General features: G+C 71.2%; 16 protein-coding genes. 9 read left to right on the top strand and 7 right to left on the bottom strand.

Going from position 1 to position 17,995, the window contains the following annotated elements; all coding sequences use genetic code 11:
• Window positions 1-43 precede the first annotated feature (43 nt).
• The 6 genes from RE421_RS10710 to RE421_RS10685 all read right to left on the bottom strand — a co-directional run bounded on the left by RE421_RS10710 (window position 44) and on the right by RE421_RS10685 (window position 5,141).
• Window positions 44-370 (bottom strand): metal-sulfur cluster assembly factor, encoded by a 327-nt coding sequence (locus RE421_RS10710; RefSeq protein ID WP_309809556.1) that lies wholly within the window; start codon window positions 368-370, stop codon window positions 44-46.
• A 21-nt stretch (window positions 371-391) separates the two neighbouring features.
• On the bottom strand, window positions 392-1,156 hold the full coding sequence (gene sufC / locus RE421_RS10705) for a Fe-S cluster assembly ATPase SufC (RefSeq protein ID WP_309809554.1): 765 nt from the start codon (window positions 1,154-1,156) through the stop codon (window positions 392-394).
• 59 nt (window positions 1,157-1,215) lie between these two features.
• The gene (locus RE421_RS10700) at window positions 1,216-1,560 is read right to left on the bottom strand and encodes a non-heme iron oxygenase ferredoxin subunit (protein ID WP_309809552.1); all 345 of its coding nucleotides are present in this window, start codon (window positions 1,558-1,560) and stop codon (window positions 1,216-1,218) included.
• Complete coding sequence (gene sufD, locus RE421_RS10695; protein WP_309809550.1) at window positions 1,560-2,873, bottom strand: Fe-S cluster assembly protein SufD; 1,314 nt, start codon at window positions 2,871-2,873, stop codon at window positions 1,560-1,562. The genes RE421_RS10700 and sufD overlap by 1 nt, the downstream gene beginning before the upstream one ends.
• Window positions 2,874-2,875: 2 nt before the next feature.
• The gene (sufB, locus tag RE421_RS10690) at window positions 2,876-4,336 is read right to left on the bottom strand and encodes a Fe-S cluster assembly protein SufB (protein WP_309809548.1); all 1,461 of its coding nucleotides are present in this window, start codon (window positions 4,334-4,336) and stop codon (window positions 2,876-2,878) included.
• An 85-nt stretch (window positions 4,337-4,421) separates the two neighbouring features.
• A complete protein-coding gene (locus tag RE421_RS10685; protein ID WP_309809547.1) occupies window positions 4,422-5,141 on the bottom strand; it encodes an HTH domain-containing protein in 720 nt (239 codons plus the stop codon).
• A gap of 109 nt (window positions 5,142-5,250) precedes the next feature.
• Between RE421_RS10685 and RE421_RS10680 the strand changes: the two genes are divergently transcribed.
• The 3 genes from RE421_RS10680 to RE421_RS10670 are packed head-to-tail and all read left to right on the top strand — an operon-like array spanning window position 5,251 to window position 8,082.
• Window positions 5,251-6,216 carry an ABC transporter ATP-binding protein gene (locus RE421_RS10680; protein ID WP_309809545.1) on the top strand — a complete coding sequence of 322 codons (966 nt, stop codon included), beginning with the start codon at window positions 5,251-5,253 and terminating at the stop codon, window positions 6,214-6,216.
• A 50-nt stretch (window positions 6,217-6,266) separates the two neighbouring features.
• Complete coding sequence (locus tag RE421_RS10675; RefSeq protein WP_309817301.1) at window positions 6,267-7,022, top strand: ABC transporter permease; 756 nt, start codon at window positions 6,267-6,269, stop codon at window positions 7,020-7,022.
• 16 nt (window positions 7,023-7,038) lie between these two features.
• Window positions 7,039-8,082, top strand: coding sequence for a COX15/CtaA family protein (locus tag RE421_RS10670; RefSeq protein WP_309809543.1), 1,044 nt, complete (start codon window positions 7,039-7,041; stop codon window positions 8,080-8,082).
• A 276-nt stretch (window positions 8,083-8,358) separates the two neighbouring features.
• Here the strand turns inward: RE421_RS10670 and RE421_RS10665 are convergent, their stop codons facing one another.
• Window positions 8,359-9,348: a heme o synthase gene (locus RE421_RS10665; protein WP_309809541.1), complete on the bottom strand. Its 990-nt coding sequence runs from the start codon at window positions 9,346-9,348 to the stop codon at window positions 8,359-8,361.
• Window positions 9,349-9,599: 251 nt separating this feature from the next.
• Here RE421_RS10665 and tkt point away from each other — a divergent pair, with 251 nt between their 5' ends.
• The 6 genes from tkt to pgl are packed head-to-tail and all read left to right on the top strand — an operon-like array spanning window position 9,600 to window position 17,985.
• Window positions 9,600-11,762: a transketolase gene (gene tkt, locus RE421_RS10660; protein ID WP_309809539.1), complete on the top strand. Its 2,163-nt coding sequence runs from the start codon at window positions 9,600-9,602 to the stop codon at window positions 11,760-11,762.
• Between the two features lie 58 nt (window positions 11,763-11,820).
• Complete coding sequence (tal, locus tag RE421_RS10655) at window positions 11,821-12,936, top strand: transaldolase (RefSeq protein WP_309809537.1); 1,116 nt, start codon at window positions 11,821-11,823, stop codon at window positions 12,934-12,936.
• Window positions 12,933-14,591 (top strand): glucose-6-phosphate isomerase, encoded by a 1,659-nt coding sequence (locus RE421_RS10650; RefSeq protein WP_309809534.1) that lies wholly within the window; start codon window positions 12,933-12,935, stop codon window positions 14,589-14,591. Before tal ends, RE421_RS10650 begins: the two co-directional genes overlap by 4 nt.
• Window positions 14,584-16,173: a glucose-6-phosphate dehydrogenase gene (gene zwf / locus RE421_RS10645; protein WP_309809532.1), complete on the top strand. Its 1,590-nt coding sequence runs from the start codon at window positions 14,584-14,586 to the stop codon at window positions 16,171-16,173. Before RE421_RS10650 ends, zwf begins: the two co-directional genes overlap by 8 nt.
• A complete protein-coding gene (locus tag RE421_RS10640; RefSeq protein ID WP_309809530.1) occupies window positions 16,173-17,114 on the top strand; it encodes a glucose-6-phosphate dehydrogenase assembly protein OpcA in 942 nt (313 codons plus the stop codon). Before zwf ends, RE421_RS10640 begins: the two co-directional genes overlap by 1 nt.
• Entirely contained in the window at window positions 17,104-17,985 is an 882-nt protein-coding gene (gene pgl, locus RE421_RS10635) for a 6-phosphogluconolactonase (RefSeq protein WP_309809528.1), read from the top strand. Before RE421_RS10640 ends, pgl begins: the two co-directional genes overlap by 11 nt.
• Window positions 17,986-17,995 lie beyond the last annotated feature (10 nt).

The raw sequence follows: 17,995 nt of genomic DNA, 5'->3' as shown, positions 1-17,995 counted from the left end.
CCCCGTCACTTCGGTGGGGGTCCGGTCACTTGGTGCTGGGGGATCAGATGTTGAAGCCGAGGGCCCGCATCTGCTCGCGGCCGTCGTCGGTGATCCGCTCGGGACCCCACGGCGGCATCCAGACCCAGTTCAGGCGCCACTCGTCCACCATGGTGCCGATGGCCTGGCCGATCTGCTCCTCGATCATGTCCGTCAGCGGGCAGGCGGCCGTGGTCAGGGTCATGTCCAGGATCAGGGCGCCGTCCTCGGCGTAGTGCAGTCCGTAGAGCAGCCCCAGGTCCACCACGTTCACCCCCAGCTCGGGGTCCATCACGTCATGCAGGGCCTCGCGGACGTCGTCCAGCTCGGTCTGCGGTGCTTCGGTGGTCATCTCAGCCTCCTTGAAGGGTTCTCAGGCTCCGGCCGCGGCGGCCTCGTAGCGCTCGTAGCCCTCGGCCTCGAGGCGGTCGGCCAGCTCGGCGCCGCCGGACTCGGCGACGCGGCCGTCCACGAAGACGTGCACGAACTGCGGCTTGATGTACTGCAGGATCCGCGTGTAGTGGGTGATGAGCAGGGTGCCCATGGTGCCGGTGTCCTGGGCGCGGTTGACGCCGTCGGACACCACGCGCAGGGCGTCGACATCGAGGCCGGAGTCGGTCTCGTCGAGCACCGCGAACTTGGGCTTGAACAGTTCTAGCTGGAGGATCTCCACGCGCTTCTTCTCGCCGCCGGAGAAGCCCTCGTTGACGTTGCGTGCCGCGAAGGCCGGGTCGATCTTGAGATCCTCCATGGCGGCCTTGACGTCCTTGGTCCAGTGACGCAGGGACGGCGCCTCGCCGTCGATGGCGGTCTTGGCGGTGCGCAGGAAGTTGGTCATGGTGACGCCGGGGATCTCGACCGGGTACTGCATGGCCAGGAACAGGCCGGCGCGGGCGCGCTCGTCGACGGACATCTCCAGCACGTCCTCGCCGTCCAGGGTGATGGACCCGGAGGTCACCTCGTAGCGCGGGTGGCCGGCGATCGTGGAGGCCAGGGTGGACTTGCCGGAGCCGTTCGGGCCCATGATGGCGTGAGTCTCACCGGTGTTGATGGTGAGGGTGACGCCCTTGAGAATCTCCTTGGGACCGCTCTCGGTCTCGATGGAAACGTGCAGGTCCTTGATTTCCAGGGTGGACATTCGTGTTCTCCTTGCGGGTTCGCCGGTGCAGCCGGCGGGAAGTTCTGGTGGGTGGTGGGTTACGAGGTCGATGCGGTCTGGTTCAGCACGGTGGAGGTGTCGACCCACACGGAGTCCTCCTCCACCGTCAACGCGTAGACGGCCACGGGCTCGGTGGCCGGCGGCACGTTGGGAGCGCCGGTCACGAGGTCGAAGGCCGAGCCGTGCCCGATGCACTCGAGCGCGCAGCCCTCGACGAAGCCGTCCGAGAGGGAGACCTCCTCATGCGAGCAGGTGTCGGCCAGCGCGTGGAGCGAGCCGTCGGAGGCCCGGACCACGGCCACGTCGATCCCGTCGATCGTGAACCGCCGGGCCTCCTCCGTGCCGATCTCCGCGGTGGCACACACGCGCTGTCCGGCGGCCATCAGAGGCTGGCCACCTGCAGCTCGGACTCCATCTGGTCCAGGAGCGTCTCCTCGACGTCGGCGATCCCGATCTTCTGGATTATCTCGTTGAGGAAGCCGCGCACGATCAGCTCGCGGGCGTCCTTCTCCTCGATGCCGCGGGCCATCAGGTAGAACAGCTGCTCGTCGTCGAACTGGGCCGTGGAGGAGGCGTGGCCCGCCCCCTCGATCAGCCCGGTCTCGATCTCCAGGTTCGGCACGGAGTCCACCCGGGTGCCCTCGGAGAGCACGAGGTTCTGGTTCTTCTCGTAGCTGTCCGTGCCCTCGGCCTCCTTGCGGATCAGCACGTCGCCCACCCAGACGGTGTGCGCGTCCTGACCCTGCAGGGCGCCCTTGTACAGCACGTTGGACTTCGCGTTCGGCACGGCGTGGTCCACGAACAGGCGCTGCTCCAGGTGCTGGCCAGCGTCCGCGAAGTAGAGGCCGAACATCTCGGTCTCGGCGCCCTGGCCGGCGAGCCGGGAGGTCGGGGTCAGGCGGACCAACGATCCGCCGTAGGAGACGGCCACGTGCTTGATGCGGGCGTCCTTGCCGACCTTCACCTGCTGGGCCGAGACGTGCACGGCACCGGCGTCCCAGGCCTGGAGGCTGGTCACGTTCAGTCCCGCGCCGTCCTGCACGTCGAACTCGACGTTCTGGGCCACCCGGGCGGTGCCGGTGTGGCGGAGGACGACGTCGGCGCGCGAGTTCGGCTCGGCGACGATCAGCAGGTGCTGCGCCGCGGCCTCCTCGGAGGTCCCGGCGATGTCGATCCGCACCGGGGTCCCGACCTCGACGCCAGCCCCGATGGTCACGACGGTGGCCTGGGAGAACGAGGCCCACGCGGCGGCGGAGACCCGGTCGTCCGGGGTGAGGGCCGAGCCCAGCCGGGCGTCCGAGCGGTCCACGGTCTCGACCCGGACGCCGTCCAGCTCCGAGACCGTCACGGCCGGCGCCGGGCCGGTGAGCCGGGACTCGTCGCCGTCGGGCAGGTGGAGTCCGGCCAGGCGGTTCAGCGGCGTGAACCGCCAGTCCTCCTCGCGGCCCGTCAGGGCCGGGAAGTCCGCCAGCTCGAAGCTGGCGACGCGGTCCGCGCGGGAGGAGCCGGCCTTGGCCCCGCCGCGTTCGCCGGCCACGGCGGCACCGGAGGGCACGTTGTGGGAGGCGTGGCCGGCGTCGGACGCCTCGGCCACGGTGGTGGAGAGGGTCTCGCCCTCCTCGCCCATACCGGGGATGGCGGGCACCCCCGCGCCCTGGGCGTCCAATTCTTCAGTGGTGTTGACAGTCTGTGACACGCTCAGCCTACCGACCCTTCCATCTGCAATTCGATCAGCTTATTGAGTTCCAGGGCATACTCCATCGGCAGCTCCCGCGCGATGGGCTCGATGAACCCGCGCACGATCATGGCCATGGCCTCCGTCTCGGACAGCCCGCGGCTCATCAGGTAGAAGAGCTGCTCTTCGGAGACCCTCGAGACCGTGGCCTCGTGGCCGAGGGTGGCGTCGTCCTCCCGGATGTCGATGTACGGGTAGGTGTCCGACCGGGAGATGGTGTCCACCAGCAGCGCGTCGCAGACCACGGAGTTCGCCGAGTTCTTGGCGCCCTCCATGACCTGGACCAGGCCACGGTAGGCCGCCCGGCCCCCGGAGCGCGCCACGGACTTGGAGACGATCGAGCTGGAGGTGTTCGGGGCCAGGTGCACCATCTTCGAACCGGTGTCCTGGTGCTGGCCGGCGCCGGCGAAGGCGATGGACAGGGTCTCGCCCTTGGCGTGCTCGCCCGTGAGGTACACGGCCGGGTACTTCTGGGTGACCTTGGAACCGATGTTGCCGTCGATCCACTCCATGGTGGCGCCCTCTTCGGCGATGGCGCGCTTGGTCACCAGGTTGTACACGTTGGTGGACCAGTTCTGGATGGTGGTGTACCGGACGCGGGCACCCTTCTTCGCCACGATCTCGACGACGGCGGAGTGCAGGGAGTCCGAGTTGTAGATCGGGGCGGTGCAGCCCTCGATGTAGTGGACGTAGGAGTCCTCGTCCGCGATGATGAGCGTCCGCTCGAACTGGCCCATGTTCTCCGTGTTGATCCGGAAGTAGGCCTGCAGCGGAATCTCCACGTGGACGCCCTTGGGCACGTACACGAAGGAGCCGCCGGACCAGGTCGCGGTGTTCAGAGCCGCGAACTTGTTGTCCCCCACGGGGATGACGGAGCCGAAGTACTCCTTGAAGATCTCCGGGTGCTCCTTCAGGCCGGTGTCCGTGTCCAGGAAGATGACGCCCTGCTCCTCCAGGTCCTCGCGGATCTGGTGGTAGACGACCTCGGACTCGTACTGGGCGGCCACGCCGGCGACCAGGCGCTCACGCTCGGCCTCGGGGATGCCGAGGCGCTCGTAGGTGTTGCGGATGTCCTCTGGAAGGTCCTCCCAGGACTTGGCCTGGCCCTCGGTGGAGCGGACGAAGTACTTGATGTTGTCGAAGTCGATCCCGGAGAGGTCGGCACCCCACGTCGGCATCGGCTTGCGGTCGAAGTACTTCAGGCCCTTGAGGCGCAGGTTGAGCATCCACTCCGGCTCGCCCTTCTTGGCCGAGATGTCTCGGACGACGTCCTCGTTGATGCCGCGGCGCGCATTGGCGCCGGCATCGTCCTGGTCCGCCCAGCCGAACTGGTAGGCGCCAATGGCGTTGAGCTCCGGATTCTTCTCGAGAACCTCGGAGATCACGCCGGGATCGGCGTTCTCCTGGGTGATCTGATCAGTCATCGTAAGCCTCTCTGGTGATCGCGCTGATGGTCTGTTGGTCTGATGGGAAACTGGTGGGTGGCCGGGCGGCGTGCCGCCGATCGCGTCAGCCGCGACCGAGGGGGATGTGCGTGGTGCAGACGTGTCCGCCCGCGGGCAGGGTGGCCAGCCGCCGGACGTCCACGCCGAGGAGGCGGGCGAAGAGCTCGGTCTCCTCCTCGCAGAACTCCGGGAAGTGTGCCGCCAGGTCCTGGAGCGGGCAGTGCCCCTGGCAGATCTGGGCGGCCCTCAGGGTGTGCTGGCCGGGGGCGGTGGAGGTGCCGGGCTGACCCACGGTGCGCACGCTCGCGGCGAAGCCCTCGTCATCCAGGACCCGGGCCAGGGCATGCGTGCGCTCCTTGAGGTCCGCGGTGGTGCCGATGGCCTGGCGGTACCGCTCCTCCACGGCCGCGAACCGCTCACGGGCCACGGCGCGGACGGCGTCCCGGCCGGCGGCCGCACCGAGGTGGTCCAGCGCCTGGACGGCCACCTCGAGGTAGTCGTTGCCGAGCCGCGACTGGCCGGCGCGGCTGACCACGTAGCGGCGGGAGGGGCGCCCGGCTCCTCGGTTCCCGGAGACGAGCTTGACCTCCACGGACCCCTCCTCGGAGAGGACGTCCAGGTGCCGGCGCACGGCGGCCGCCGTCAGTCCGAGTTCCTCGCCCACGCGTGCGGCGCTGACCGGGCCCTGGGTCAGGACGACCTGCAGCACCCGGTCGCGGGTGCTCTCGCGCTGCCCGTCGGCCGGGCCGCCCGCTGGCGCATCGATCTCAAGGGGGGAATACACAACTCTTAGTTTACCTAATTCCCGCGCGGGTGAAAGTAAGGCAGACCTTGCCTGGCGCGCTACTTCTACGTTTCGTAGAACTACCGTTCGCCGCGGGTACCATGGACGGGTGCCTTCGTCCTCTTCCGTGCTCGTGTCCCTGGCGGGACTCCGCAAGACCGTCCGCACGCCCCGGGGGCCACTGGAGATCCTGAAGGGCGTGGACTTCCAGGCCCGCGGCGGCCAGGTCACCGCGCTGCTCGGCCCGAACGGCGCCGGGAAGACCACCACCCTGACCATCGCCCAGGGGCTGGACCGGCCCGACGCCGGCACGGTGCGCCTGCTGGGCGAGGATCCCTGGCGCGGTGGTCCCGCCCTGCGCAGCCAAGTGGGTGTCATGCTCCAGGACGGCGGCCTGCCGCCCTCGGCGACGCCGGCACGACTGCTGCGCCACGTCGCCTCCCTCTACCGCCGGCCAGCCGACATGGCCGCCCTGACCTGCCGGCTGGGCATCGACGAGTTCGCCGGCCGGGACATCCGCCGCCTGTCCGGGGGCCAGAAGCAGCGGGTGGCGCTGGCCGCCGCCCTGGCCGGCCGGCCGCGCGTCGTCTTCCTCGACGAGCCCAGTGCCGGCCTCGACCCGATCTCCCGGCAGCTGGTCTTCGACCTCATCCTCGATCTCAAGCACTCCGGTCTCGCCGTGGTGCTGACCACCCACCTGCTGGACGACGCCGAGCGGCTCGCCGACCAGGTGGTGCTGATGCGGAACGGGACGGTCGAACGGGCCGGGACCGTGGCCGAGCTGACCGACCGCTCGACGCCCGCACCGGTGCACTTCACCGCCCCGCAGCCCGTGGACGCCGCGGCGATCGCGGGTTTCCCGGCGGGTCTGGGACTCGTCCCCGAACCCCCACCCGGAGGGGCGGACCGGGACACCACGGTGCCGCCGGGATGCACCTTCCGGATCGAGGGCATCACCACGCCCGACGACTGGTCGGCCCTGACCTCCTGGTGGCGTGAGCACCGGATCATGCCTACCGATGTCCGGCTGCTCCACCGCTCCCTGGAGGATGTCTTCCTGGAGGTCGCCCCGTGAGCGCCACCGACCGCGCCACCCCGCACGCCCCCGAGCGGGGCGCCGGCCGAATGGCCCCCGCCGGCAACGCCAACGCTGGTTCGCTGGTTCGACGGATCGCGGCCCAGGGCCGCTACGAGTCCGTGACTGCCGTCCGCAACGGCGAGCAGCTGCTCCTCTCCCTCGTCCTGCCCCTGATGGCGTTGTTCGCCGTGGTGTGGTCCGGCATGCTGGACGGGCCCGGAGTCCGCGGCGTGGACATCGCCGTGCCCGGCATCCTCGCCCTGGCGGTGCTGAGCTCCGCCTTCACGGGCCAGGGCATCGCCACCGGATTCGACCGGCGTTACGGCGTGCTGGCCTACCTGTCCACCACGCCACTCGGTCCCGTCGGGCTGGTGCTGGGCAAGGCGTGCGCGGTGCTGGCCGTCCTGCTGCTGCAGGTGGTGGTGATCGGCGGCGTCGGGCTCCTGCTGGGCTGGCAGCCTGTGGCGGCCGGCGTGGTGTGGGCGGTGGTCTTCTTCGTCCTGGGGGCCGCGTCCTTCACGGCGCTGGGGCTGCTCATCGCCGGCACGGCGCGGCCGGAGGCCACGCTGGCGCTGACCAACCTGCTGTGGGTCCTGCTCGGCGCGGTCGGCGGGGCCGCCTTCCCGGTGCCCGGCCACGGCTGGCTGTCCGTGATGGCCTCCTACCTTCCCTCGGCCGCCCTGGGCGATGGGCTCCGGGCGGCCTTCGGCTCCGGGACGCTCGACCTGGGCGCACTGCTCATCCTCACCGGCTGGGGCATCCTGGCCACCGGCGGCGCCCTGAGGTGGTTCAGGTGGCGCTGATTCGAAAGGAACATCCGTGAGTACCCCCACGCGGCCCCTGCGGCCGTCCGCGAACGCAGACACCCCTCCCTCCTCCTGGCGGCGCTTCTGGCGGCGGGTCGATGCCGGCATCGGCCGATACACCCCGCGGGACATCACCCGGGGCACCCTGGTGCTCGCCGTCATCTCACTCGTCACCGAGATCGGCATCATCGTCACGGGGGGTGCCGTGCGCCTGACCGCCTCCGGCCTCGGCTGCCCGACCTGGCCGACCTGCACCGACGACTCCTGGGTCAACACCCCGGAGATGGGGATCAACGGCGTCATCGAGTTCGGCAACCGGCTGCTGACCTTCGTGGTGGGGCTGGCCGCCCTGGCGGTGCTCCTGTGGGTCTGGAACCTCCGGAAGTCCCACCCGAGCATCTTCTGGATCTCCGTGGGAATGCTCGCCTGCATCCCCGCACAGGCCGTGGTCGGTGGCATCACCGTGTGGACCCAGCTCAACCCCTGGGTGGTGGCCTTCCATTTCCTCGTCTCCTCGGTGATGGTCTGCTTTGCCACGCTGCTGGTGAACCGGGTCGCCGCCGAATGGCGGCACCGCCAGTCCGCGGCGAACCCGACCGCCGTGGTGGACGGGCCGACGTCGCCGGTTTCCCGAGCCCTGGCCTGGGTGATCTTCGTGGCCGGCTGGGTGGTGCTGTACCTGGGCACCGTGGTGACCGGCACCGGCCCCCACGGCGGGGACGCCGACGCCCCCCGGCACGACTTCGACCCGCTGGTCGTCACCCGCCTGCACGCCTTCCCCGTCTACGTCATGACGGCAGCGGCCGTCCTCCTGCTCGTGGTGGTGCTGCGCCAGCAGTCCTCGCGGCTGCAGCGGATCTCGGCCTGGGCCCTGGTCGCCGTGATCGCCTTCCAGGGGGTCATCGGCTACACGCAGCACTTCACCGGTCTGCCGATCGGGTTGGTGATCCTGCACATGCTGGGCACCGGGCTCGTGGTGTGGGCCATGACGACCGCCTGGGACCGGCAGGTCTCGGACTACCGGGTGCGCCCGGCCGCTGCGGCGGCGAGGTCATAGACCAGGGTTCCCTCGGCGGGTCCCTGCACCTGCACGAATCCGACGCCCAGGTCAAGGTTCCTGGCCGGGCTCTGCGGCTCCGCGCTGAGGCTCACCGCCCGTAGGCCTCTGGTGCCCGCCTCGGCATGAGCCCACTGCAGCCGTCGGCGCCCGATCCCGTTGCGTCGGCGCCCCGGGAACACGCAGAGGCCGAGTCCCGGAATCCCGGCGGACACGAAGCCGTAGCCCGGATCGGTCTCGTCGAGGAAGACGCGCGGAGCGGACCAGTTCTCGCCGTCAGCCGAGGACGCCCGGGACCGGCATCAGCGGCGAGCCCACGAAGGGGTCCACGGCCAGCGCCACGAAGACCAGCGTCAGGTACGTGATGGAGAGGTGGAAGACCTTCATGGCCTTCTTGTCGTTGTACTCGGGCTTCTGCGACTCGGCGTACAGCACGTGGGACTCGTACACGAACCAGCCGCCGGCCACGAGGGCCACGGCCGTGTAGACGATGCCCGCCCAGCCCAGCGGCACGAGCAGCAGTGAGCAGGCCACGGTGGCCCAGGCGTAGAGCACCACCTGGCTGGAGACCATCCGGGCCGAGGCCACGGCGCCCAGCATCGGGACGTCGGCGGCCTGGTAGTCGCGCTTGTACTTCAGGGACAGCGGCCAGTAGTGCGGCGGCGTCCACAGGAAGATGATCAGGAACAGGACAACGGCCGGCCACTCGATGGTCTCGCGGACGGCGGCCCAGGCGATGAGGACCGGGAAGCAGCCGGCGATGCCGCCCCACACGATGTTCTGCTCGGTGCGGCGCTTGAGGATCAGGCTGTAGACCACCACATAGAAGAAGATGGCGGCCACCCCGAGCCCGGCGGCCAGCAGGTTGGTGCCGAAGCCGAGGATCAGGATGGACAGCACGCCGATGACCCACGAGAAGACCAGGGCCTCGCGGGGGCTGAGCTCGCCGGTGACGAGGGGCCGGTTCTCGGTGCGCTTCATCACCTTGTCGATGTCGCGGTCGATGTAGCAGTTGAACGCCGCGGAGGAGCCGGCCGCCAGGGCGCCGCCCACCATGGTGGCGACCATGGTCATCAGGTCCGGGAACCCGCGCTGCGCGAAGATCATGGTCGGCAGCGTGGTGACGAGCAGCAGCTCCATGACCCGCGGCTTCGTCAGCGAGACGTAGGCCGCCGCCTTGCGCTTGAATCCGATCTTCCGGTGGTCTCCACGGGCGCTGGTGGGCGCCGGTGTCCCGGCGGACTGGGCATCAAGGGTGCTGGGCATCTACTTCTCACGGTGCAGGGGGATGACGGACGGGGTCCCGGGAACTCGCGGAACACCCCCTCCAGTGTACCGATCCGCTGCCGGGATGTCCGGTCATGACCGGTCACCGCCGTTTTGCCCGCACCAGCGCCCTGCGCTCAACCGTCCGTCACCGCCCTGCTGCCCGGCGCGCTCTTCGCGATAGGCTGGCGTCAGGCCGGGACCGGCCCTCGGTCCCTGCCCCCCGTGTCATACGTTCAGGAGCTTCTTTCGTGACTACAGCCCCGGCAGCATCGTCCCTCCGCCGCAGCGAACCCGCCCGCGGGTACACGTACTCGGACACCGACCGGAAGGCCGTGGACACCCTGCGCGTCCTGGCCGCGGACGCCGTGGAGAAGGCCGGCCACGGCCACCCCGGCACGGCCATCTCGCTGGCCCCCGTGGCCTGGCAGCTCTTCCAGAACGTCATGCACCACGACCCGGCGGATGCCACCTGGGCCGGGCGTGACCGCTTCATCCTCTCGGCCGGCCACAGCTCGCTGACCCTGTACCTGCAGCTCTTCGCGGCGGGTGCCGGCCTCGAACTCGAGGACCTCGAGTCCCTGCGCACCTGGGGGTCCAAGACCCCCGGCCACCCCGAGTACGGCCACACGGACGGCGTGGAGATCACCACCGGTCCGTTGGGCCAGGGCCTGGCGTCCTCGGTCGGCTTCGCCTTCGCCCAGCGGCGGCTGCGCGGGCTGCTGGATCCGGACGCCGCCCCCGGGACCAGCCCGTTCGACCACCACGTCTTCGTGATCGCCTCCGACGGCGACCTCCAGGAGGGCGTCACCTCGGAGGCCTCCTCCCTGGCCGGCCACCAGGAGCTCGGCAACCTCGTGGTCATCTACGACGACAACGAGATCTCCATCGAGGACGACACGGATGTGGCGTTCAGCGAGGACGTGGCCGCCCGCTACGAGGCCTACGGCTGGCATGTCCAGACCGTGGACTGGCTCGCCTCCGGGGACTACGTCGAGGACACCGAGCAGCTGTACGCGGCCCTGGCCGAGGCCAAGGCGCAGACGTCCAGGCCCTCGTTGATCAAGCTGCGCACCGTCATCGGCTGGCCCTCCCCCGGCAAGCAGGACACCGGGGCCATCCACGGCTCCAAGCTCGGCGGCGAGGAGCTGGCCGGCCTGAAGACCGTGCTGGGCTTCGATCCGGAGCAGCACTTCGCGGTCGACGGCGGCGTGCTGGCCCACGCGCGCGGCGTCGGGGAACGCTCGGCCGCCTTCCGCGCCACCTGGGAGGACGCCTACGCCGCGTGGCGCGGCGCCCACCCCGAGCGTGCCCGGCTGTACGACCGGCTGAGCGCGGGCGAGCTGCCCGAGGGCTTCGCCGAGGCGTTCCCCACGTTCGAGGCCGACTTCGATCCCACCTTCTCCGGCGGCGCCAAGGGCGTGGCCACGCGCGCGGCGTCCGGGAAGGTCCTCAGCGCGCTGGCCCCCGTGATGCCGGAGCTCTGGGGCGGCTCGGCCGACCTGGCCGGATCGAACAACACCACCATGGACGGCGAGCCGTCCTTCATCCCCACCGGCCGGCAGACCGCCACGTGGAAGGGCAACCCCTACGGGCGGACCCTGCACTTCGGCATCCGGGAACACGCCGCCGGGTCGATCATCAACGGCATCTCGCTGGGATCCCTGCTGCGCGCCTACATGGGCACGTTCCTGATCTTCTCCGACTACCAGCGCCCGGCCATCCGCATCGGCGCGCTGATGGGCACCCCGGCCATCTACGTCTGGACCCACGACTCGATCGGCCTCGGCGAGGACGGCCCGACCCACCAGCCGGTGGAGCAGCTGGCCTCGCTGCGCGCCATCCCGGGGCTGGCCGTGGTCCGCCCGGCGGACGCCAACGAGGTCTCCTGGGCGTGGAAGACCATCCTGGAGAGGACCGACGGGCCCGCCGGGATCGTGCTGTCCCGCCAGAACCTGCCCGTCTTCCCCCGAGACGAGCAGGGCTTCGCCGGAGCCGAGAACACGGCCCGCGGCGCCTACGTGCTGATGGACGCCACGGACGCGGACGGCGCCCCGGTGGAGCCGCAGGCCATCCTCATCGGCACCGGCTCCGAGGTACAGCTCGCCGTGGCCGCCCGCGCGGCGCTGCAGTCCGAGGGCGTGCCGACCCGCGTGGTCTCCGCTCCCTGCCTCGAGTGGTTCGACGCCCAGGACGAGTCCTACCGGGAGGCGGTGCTGCCGGAGAACGGCGCCGTGCGGGTCTCGGTGGAGGCCGGCATCGCCCAGGGGTGGGCAAAGTACACCGGCGTCCGCGGCGCCCAGGTCTCCCTGGAGCACTACGGAGCCTCGGCGGACTTCCAGACCCTGTTCCGGGAGTACGGCATCACGGCCGAGGCCGTGGCCGCCGCCGCCCGCGACCTCCTCGGCCGCTGATCCAGCGGCACGACATCCCAGCAACACCCCCCAGCACCACCGGACGTATGGAGCAGCGATGACCGAACAGAACCCGAACACCCGCGCACTGTCCGAGGCCGGTGTGTCCATCTGGCTCGACGACCTGTCCCGCGAACGTATCGCCACGGGCAACCTGGTCGAGCTGATCGAGACCCGGTCCGTCACCGGCGTGACCACCAATCCCTCGATCTTCGCGGCCGCCCTGAAGAACGGCCGGGCCTACGCCGAGCAGCTGGCCCACCTGGTGGCGGAGGGGGCGGACCTGGACCGGGCGGTCTTCGAGCTGACCACCCGGGACGTCCAGGCGGCCTGCGACCTCCTCGCCCCGGTGTACCAGGCCACCGGCGGCGTGGACGGCCGGGTCTCGATCGAGGTGGACCCGCGGTCCGCGCGGGACGCCACGAAGACCGTGGCCGAGGCCAAGGCCCTGGCGAAGGCCGTGGACCGGCCGAACGTGCTGGTGAAGATCCCCGCGACCGAGGAGGGCCTCCCGGCCATCACGGCCACCCTGGCCTCCGGCATCAGCGTCAACGTCACGCTGATCTTCTCCCTCACCCGCTACCGCGAGGTGCTCAACGCCTGGCTGCTGGGCCTCGAACAGGCCCACGCCGCCGGCGTCGACCTGTCCACCCTGCACTCGGTGGCGAGCTTCTTCGTCTCCCGCGTGGACTCCGAGGTGGACCGCCGACTGCGCGAGTCCGGCGCCGAGGGAGCGGCCGGACTGACCGGTCAGGCGGGGCTGGCCAACGCCCGGCTGGCCTACCGGATCTTCACCGAGACCCTGGACACGGAGCGCTGGCGGGTCCTGGAGGCCGCCGGGGCCCACGCCCAGCGGCCGCTCTGGGCCTCCACCGGCACCAAGGACCCGGCCCTGCCGGACACCGCCTACGTCACCGGACTCGTGGCGGCGGGCACGGTCAACACCATGCCGGAGAAGACGCTGGAGGCGCTGGCGGACCACGGTGAGGTCACCGGGGACACCATCACCGCCGGCTACGAGGAGGCCGACCGGGTCCTCGACGCGATCGGCCACGCCGGTGTGGACTACAACGACGTGGTGGCCGCGTTGGAGGCCGAGGGCGTGGAGAAGTTCGTGACCAGCTGGCAGGAGCTGCTGCAGACCGTCAGCACTGCGATGAAGGATGCCTCATGAGCTCGCTCGGACTGCAGGCCACCGGAGACGCCCTCGCGGCGATCGACCGGCACGTGCCAGCGCTGGTGGCCGAGAGGGTCGCCAGCCGGCTGGCCGCGCAGGATCCCACGCTGTGGGGCCCGGACGCGGAGGAGGAGTCCTCGAGGCGCCTCGGCTGGATGGACCCCTTCGAGGATTCGCGGGCCCTCGTGCCGCAGATCGAGGCCCTGCGCGCCGAACTCGCCGCCGAGGGGATCACCCGGGTGGTGCTGGCTGGAATGGGCGGGTCCTCCCTGGCCCCGGAGGTCATCGCCGCCACCGAGGGCCGGCCCCTGACCGTCCTGGACTCCACCGATCCCGAGATGGTGGGCAACGTCCTGGCCGCCGGGGTCACGGACACCGTCCTGGTGGTCTCCTCCAAGTCGGGCTCGACCGTCGAGACGGACGCGCAGCGTCGCGTCTTCGAACAGGCGTTCACCGATGCGGGCCTGGAACCGGGATCGCACCTGGTGGTCGTCACGGACCCCGGCTCTCCCCTCGAGCAGCTGGCCCGCGAGTCCGGCTATCGGCACGTCTTCACGGCCGACCCGACCGTGGGCGGCCGCTATTCGGCCCTCACCGCCTTCGGGCTGGTGCCCACGGGCCTGGCCGGCGTGGACATCGCCTCCCTGCTCGACGACGCCGAGGAGACCCGCGAGGTCCTGTCCACGGACGACACGGACAACCCCGGCCTGCAGCTCGGCGCCGCCCTGGCCGGCACCGAGCCCCTGCGCAACAAGCTGGTCTTCTCGGACGAGTCCTCCGGGATGGTCGGCTTCGGCTCCTGGGCCGAACAGCTGATCGCCGAGTCCACCGGCAAGGACGGCACCGGCGTGCTGCCCGTGGTGGTGGAGTCGGGCGACCCGGAGACGACCTCGGACGCCGCGGACCTCCTCCAGATCCGCCTCGTGGCCGATCCCGAGGACCGCGAGGAGTCGATCGGCCATCCGGACGCGGCCCAGCACGCCCTCGAGGTCTACGGCTCCCTCGGCGCCCAGCTGATCCTGTGGGAGTTCGCCACGGCCGTGGCCAGCCGCATCCTGGGCATCAACCCCTTCGACCAACCGGACGTGGAGGCCGCGAAGACCGCCGCCCGCGGACTGCTCGACGCCACGGACAGCACGAGCGGCACCCCCGAGCCGGGCACCGTGATCGGTGCCGTCCAGGTCACCGGACCGGCCGACGTCGTGCAGGCCGGGGGCGGGGGCGACCTGGCCGCCGTGCTGGACGCCGTGGCCCGGCTGGTGCCGGCGCACGGCTACCTGGCGGTGCAGGCGTACCTGGACCGGCTGGGCTACACCGAGCTGGAGGTCCTGCGGGTCGCGCTGGCGTCTCGCTCCGGCCGGCCGGTCACCTTCGGGTGGGGGCCGCGGTTCCTGCACTCGACCGGCCAATACCACAAGGGGGGCGCGCCGGAGGGGGTTTTCCTGCAGATCACAGCCGACTCCGACCTCGACCTGGACATCCCCGGCCGGCCCTTCACCTTCGGCCGGTTGCTGTCCGCGCAGGCCGCCGGTGACGCCTCCGTGCTGCGCGAGCACGGGCGCCCGGTGATCCGGTTGCACCTGACCGAGCGCACCGAGGGCGTCGGCGTGCTCCTGCACGCGGCGAACGGGACGAAGGGCACGGATGCCTGAACCGTCACGCGCCAACCCCCTCCGCGATCCGCGGGACCGCCGGCTCACCCGGATCGCGGGACCCTCCGCCCTCGTGTTGTTCGGCGTGACCGGTGACCTGGCCCGCAAGAAGCTGCTGCCGGCCATCTACGACCTGGCCAACCGCGGGCTGCTGCCGCCGGGGTTCTCCCTCATCGGCTTCGGCCGCCGCGGGTGGAGTGACGAGGAGTTCACGGACTACGTCCGCGGCTCCGTGGAGTCCTCGGCCCGGACCGGGTGGAATGACACGGTCTGGAACCAGCTGCGGGGCGGATTCCGGTTCGTCTCCGGGGGCTTCGACGACTCGGCCGCCTACGAGGACCTCCGGGAGACCCTGGCGGCCCTCGAGGTCTCCCGCGGCACGGCCGGGAACACCGTGTACTACCTCTCCATCCCCCCGGACTGGTTCGAGGAGGTGAGCCAGCAGCTGGCCGACCACGGCCTGGCCGGACGGCACCAGGACGCGGGCACGCAGCCCTCCCCCGCACGGTCCGGGGGCTCAGAGCGCCCCTGGCGCCGCGTGGTCATCGAGAAGCCCTTCGGGCACGACCTGGCCAGCGCGCGGGAGCTCAACGACGTGATCGAGCAGGTCTTCGTCCCGGACGCCGTCTTCCGGATCGACCACTACCTCGGCAAGGAGACCGTCCAGAACATCCTGGCCCTGCGGTTCGCCAACCGGCTCTTCGAGCCCGTGTGGAACGCCAACCACGTGGACCACGTGCAGATCACCATGGCCGAGGACATCGGGATCGGCGGGCGCGCGGGCTACTACGACGGGGTGGGCGCCGCCCGCGACGTCATTCAGAACCACCTGCTGCAGCTGCTCGCGCTGACGGCGATGGAGGAGCCGATCTCCTTCGACGCGGACCACCTGCGCGCCGAGAAGGAGAAGGTCCTGGCCGCCGTGGCGGTCCCCGTGGACGACGCCGGCCTGGGCGCCTCCTCGGCCCGTGGTCAGTACACCGGTGGCTGGCAGGGCGGCGAGAAGGTCACCGGCTTCCTCGAGGAGGAGGGCTTCAACCCGGAGTCCACCACCGAGACCTACGCCGCCCTGAAGCTGGGGATCCGCACCCGGCGCTGGGACGGGGTCCCCTTCTACCTGCGGGCGGGCAAGCGGCTGGGCCGGCGCGTGACCGAGATCGCCGTGGTGCTCAAGCGGGCGCCCAACCTGCTCTTCCCCGGCCATGGGGAGGACGAGTTCGGGCAGAACACGATCGTGATCCGGGTGCAGCCGGACGAGGGGGTCACGATCCGCTTCGCCTCCAAGGTCCCGGGGACCCAGCAGGAGGTTCGGGACGTGACCATGGACTTCGGCTACGGCCACGCCTTCACCGAGGACAGCCCCGAGGCCTATGAGCGGCTGATCCTCGACGTACTGCTGGGCGAGCCCCCGCTGTTCCCGCGTCAGGCCGAGGTGGAGCTGTCCTGGGCCATCCTCGACCCCTTCGAGGAGTACTGGGCCTCGCTGTCCGGCCAGCCCGAGCCCTACGCCCCCGGCAGCTGGGGGCCGAGGAGCGCGGATGAGCTGATGGCCCGCGACGGCCGCGTCTGGAGGAGGCCCTGATGATCATCGACGTCCAGGACACCACCACGTCCCAGATCGCCAAGAGGATGAACCAGCTACGGGAGGCCGGCGGCGTGGTGGCCCTCGGCCGGGTGCTGACGCTGGTCATCTCCACCACCCCCGGGCACGCCGAGGAGGCCATCCTCGCCGCCAACCTGGCCAGCCGGGAGCACCCCTGCCGGATCATCGTCCTGGCCGCCGGGGACCCGGCCGCCCCGACACGCCTGGACGCGCAGATCCGCGTGGGCGGGGATGCCGGGGCCTCCGACGTGGTGATCCTCTACGGGGCCGGGTCCAACGCCGAGGAGTCGGAGACCCTGATCGGTGCCCTGCTGCTCCCGGACGCCCCGATCGTGGTCTGGTGGCCCCGTGAGTCCCCCGCGGTGCCCGCGGAGTCGGCCCTGGGCAGCATGGCGCACCGTCGCATCACGGACACGGCCACCGCGGCCCGGCCCCGGCAGGCCCTCATGCACCTGCGCCAGACCTACCGCGCCGGGGACACCGACCTGTCCTGGACCCGGCTGACCGGCTGGCGTATCCAGCTCGCCGCCATCCTGGACGGACTGGAGCCCTCCGAGATCCTCTCCGTCACCGTGGACGGGGCCGAGGACTCCCCCTCCACCATGTTGCTGGCCGCCTGGCTCACCCGATGCCTCAACGTGCCCGTCACCATGGCCCACTCGAAGGCCGGCCAGGGGATGCGCTCCGTCCGGCTACGACGCCGCGAGGGCGATGTGGTGCTGTCCCGTCCCGCGGGCGACGTGGCCTCCCTCTACCAGCAGGGCCGCCCGGTCCAGCACATCTCCCTGCCCAAGCGCAGCGACCAGGACTGCCTCGCGGAAGAGCTGCGCCGGCTGGACCCGGACGAGGTGTTCGGTGACGTGGTGGTCAACGGCCTGCCGTTGACCGACCTGAAGGCGGTGTTGCCCAGTGAGCGATGAGACGCGGATGTTCGCCGACCGGCAGGCCCTGTGCCGGCAGGCCGCCGCGGAGCTGCTGGAGGTCCTGGCCGCCGCCGTCAGGGACCGCGGTGAGGCCTCGGCGGTGCTGACGGGCGGCGGCACCGGCACCGGCATCCTGGCCGCGGTGGCGGACCTGCTGGACGCCGGGGGCGGTGGCGGCGACGGCCCGGCCGGCGGACTGCCGGTGCCGGACTGGTCCCGCGTCCACCTGTGGTGGGGGGACGAGCGCTTCCTGCCCGCGGGCGACCCCGAGCGCAACGAGGTGCAGGCCCGCGCGGCGCTGCTGGACCTCCTGGTGGACTGTCACGGCCTGCCCGCGGAGAACATCCACCCGATGCCGGCCGATGGTCCGGCAGCGGTTTCGGTGGCGGGATCTGCGGTCGGTACGGCCGGGCCGCCGGCGACGCCACCGAGGCTCGGTGCGGCGGCGGACGCCTACGCCGCCGAGCTGCTCGCCCGGGCGCAGGCCCCGAGGCCGGCTCCGGACGGCGCGCCCGTGGACGCCCGCCTGCCCGTCTTCGACGTGGTCATGCTGGGGGTCGGCCCCGATGCGCACGTGGCCAGCCTCTTCCCCGGCCTGCCGGGCCCGCTGGCCGAGGGGGTGACGGTGGTTCCCGTGACGGACTCCCCCAAGCCCCCGGCGCGGCGGCTGTCCCTGACGGTGGAGGCCCTCAACACCGCCGAGCGCCTGTGGTTCGTGGTGGCCGGTGCGGACAAGGCCGAGGCCGTGGCCGCGGTCCGTCACGCCCGGGATCACGGGACCACCGACGCGGCCCGGTGGCCGGCCTCGGTGGTCTCGGGACGGGCGGTCACCACCTGGTGGCTGGACGAGGCGGCCGCCGGGAACTGACCGGGTTACT

It is taken from the genome of Citricoccus sp. I39-566, assembly GCF_031432995.1.
Lineage (GTDB): Bacteria > Actinomycetota > Actinomycetes > Actinomycetales > Micrococcaceae > Citricoccus > Citricoccus nitrophenolicus_A.
This window is presented reverse-complemented; position numbering and strand designations above follow the sequence as displayed.

Bases quoted from the DNA above. Each gene is read 5' to 3' on its own strand.
- RE421_RS10710 (WP_309809556.1), bottom strand. From the start codon at position 370: ATGACCACCGAAGCACCGCAGACCGAGCTGGACGACGTCCGCGAGGCC.
- sufC (WP_309809554.1), bottom strand. From the start codon at position 1,156: ATGTCCACCCTGGAAATCAAGGACCTGCACGTTTCCATCGAGACCGAG.
- RE421_RS10700 (WP_309809552.1), bottom strand. From the start codon at position 1,560: ATGGCCGCCGGACAGCGCGTGTGTGCCACCGCGGAGATCGGCACGGAG.
- sufB (WP_309809548.1), bottom strand. From the start codon at position 4,336: ATGACTGATCAGATCACCCAGGAGAACGCCGATCCCGGCGTGATCTCC.
- RE421_RS10675 (WP_309817301.1), top strand. From the start codon at position 6,267: ATGGCCCCCGCCGGCAACGCCAACGCTGGTTCGCTGGTTCGACGGATC.
- RE421_RS10665 (WP_309809541.1), bottom strand. From the start codon at position 9,348: ATGCCCAGCACCCTTGATGCCCAGTCCGCCGGGACACCGGCGCCCACC.
- tal (WP_309809537.1), top strand. From the start codon at position 11,821: ATGACCGAACAGAACCCGAACACCCGCGCACTGTCCGAGGCCGGTGTG.
- RE421_RS10650 (WP_309809534.1), top strand. From the start codon at position 12,933: ATGAGCTCGCTCGGACTGCAGGCCACCGGAGACGCCCTCGCGGCGATC.
- zwf (WP_309809532.1), top strand. From the start codon at position 14,584: ATGCCTGAACCGTCACGCGCCAACCCCCTCCGCGATCCGCGGGACCGC.
- RE421_RS10640 (WP_309809530.1), top strand. From the start codon at position 16,173: ATGATCATCGACGTCCAGGACACCACCACGTCCCAGATCGCCAAGAGG.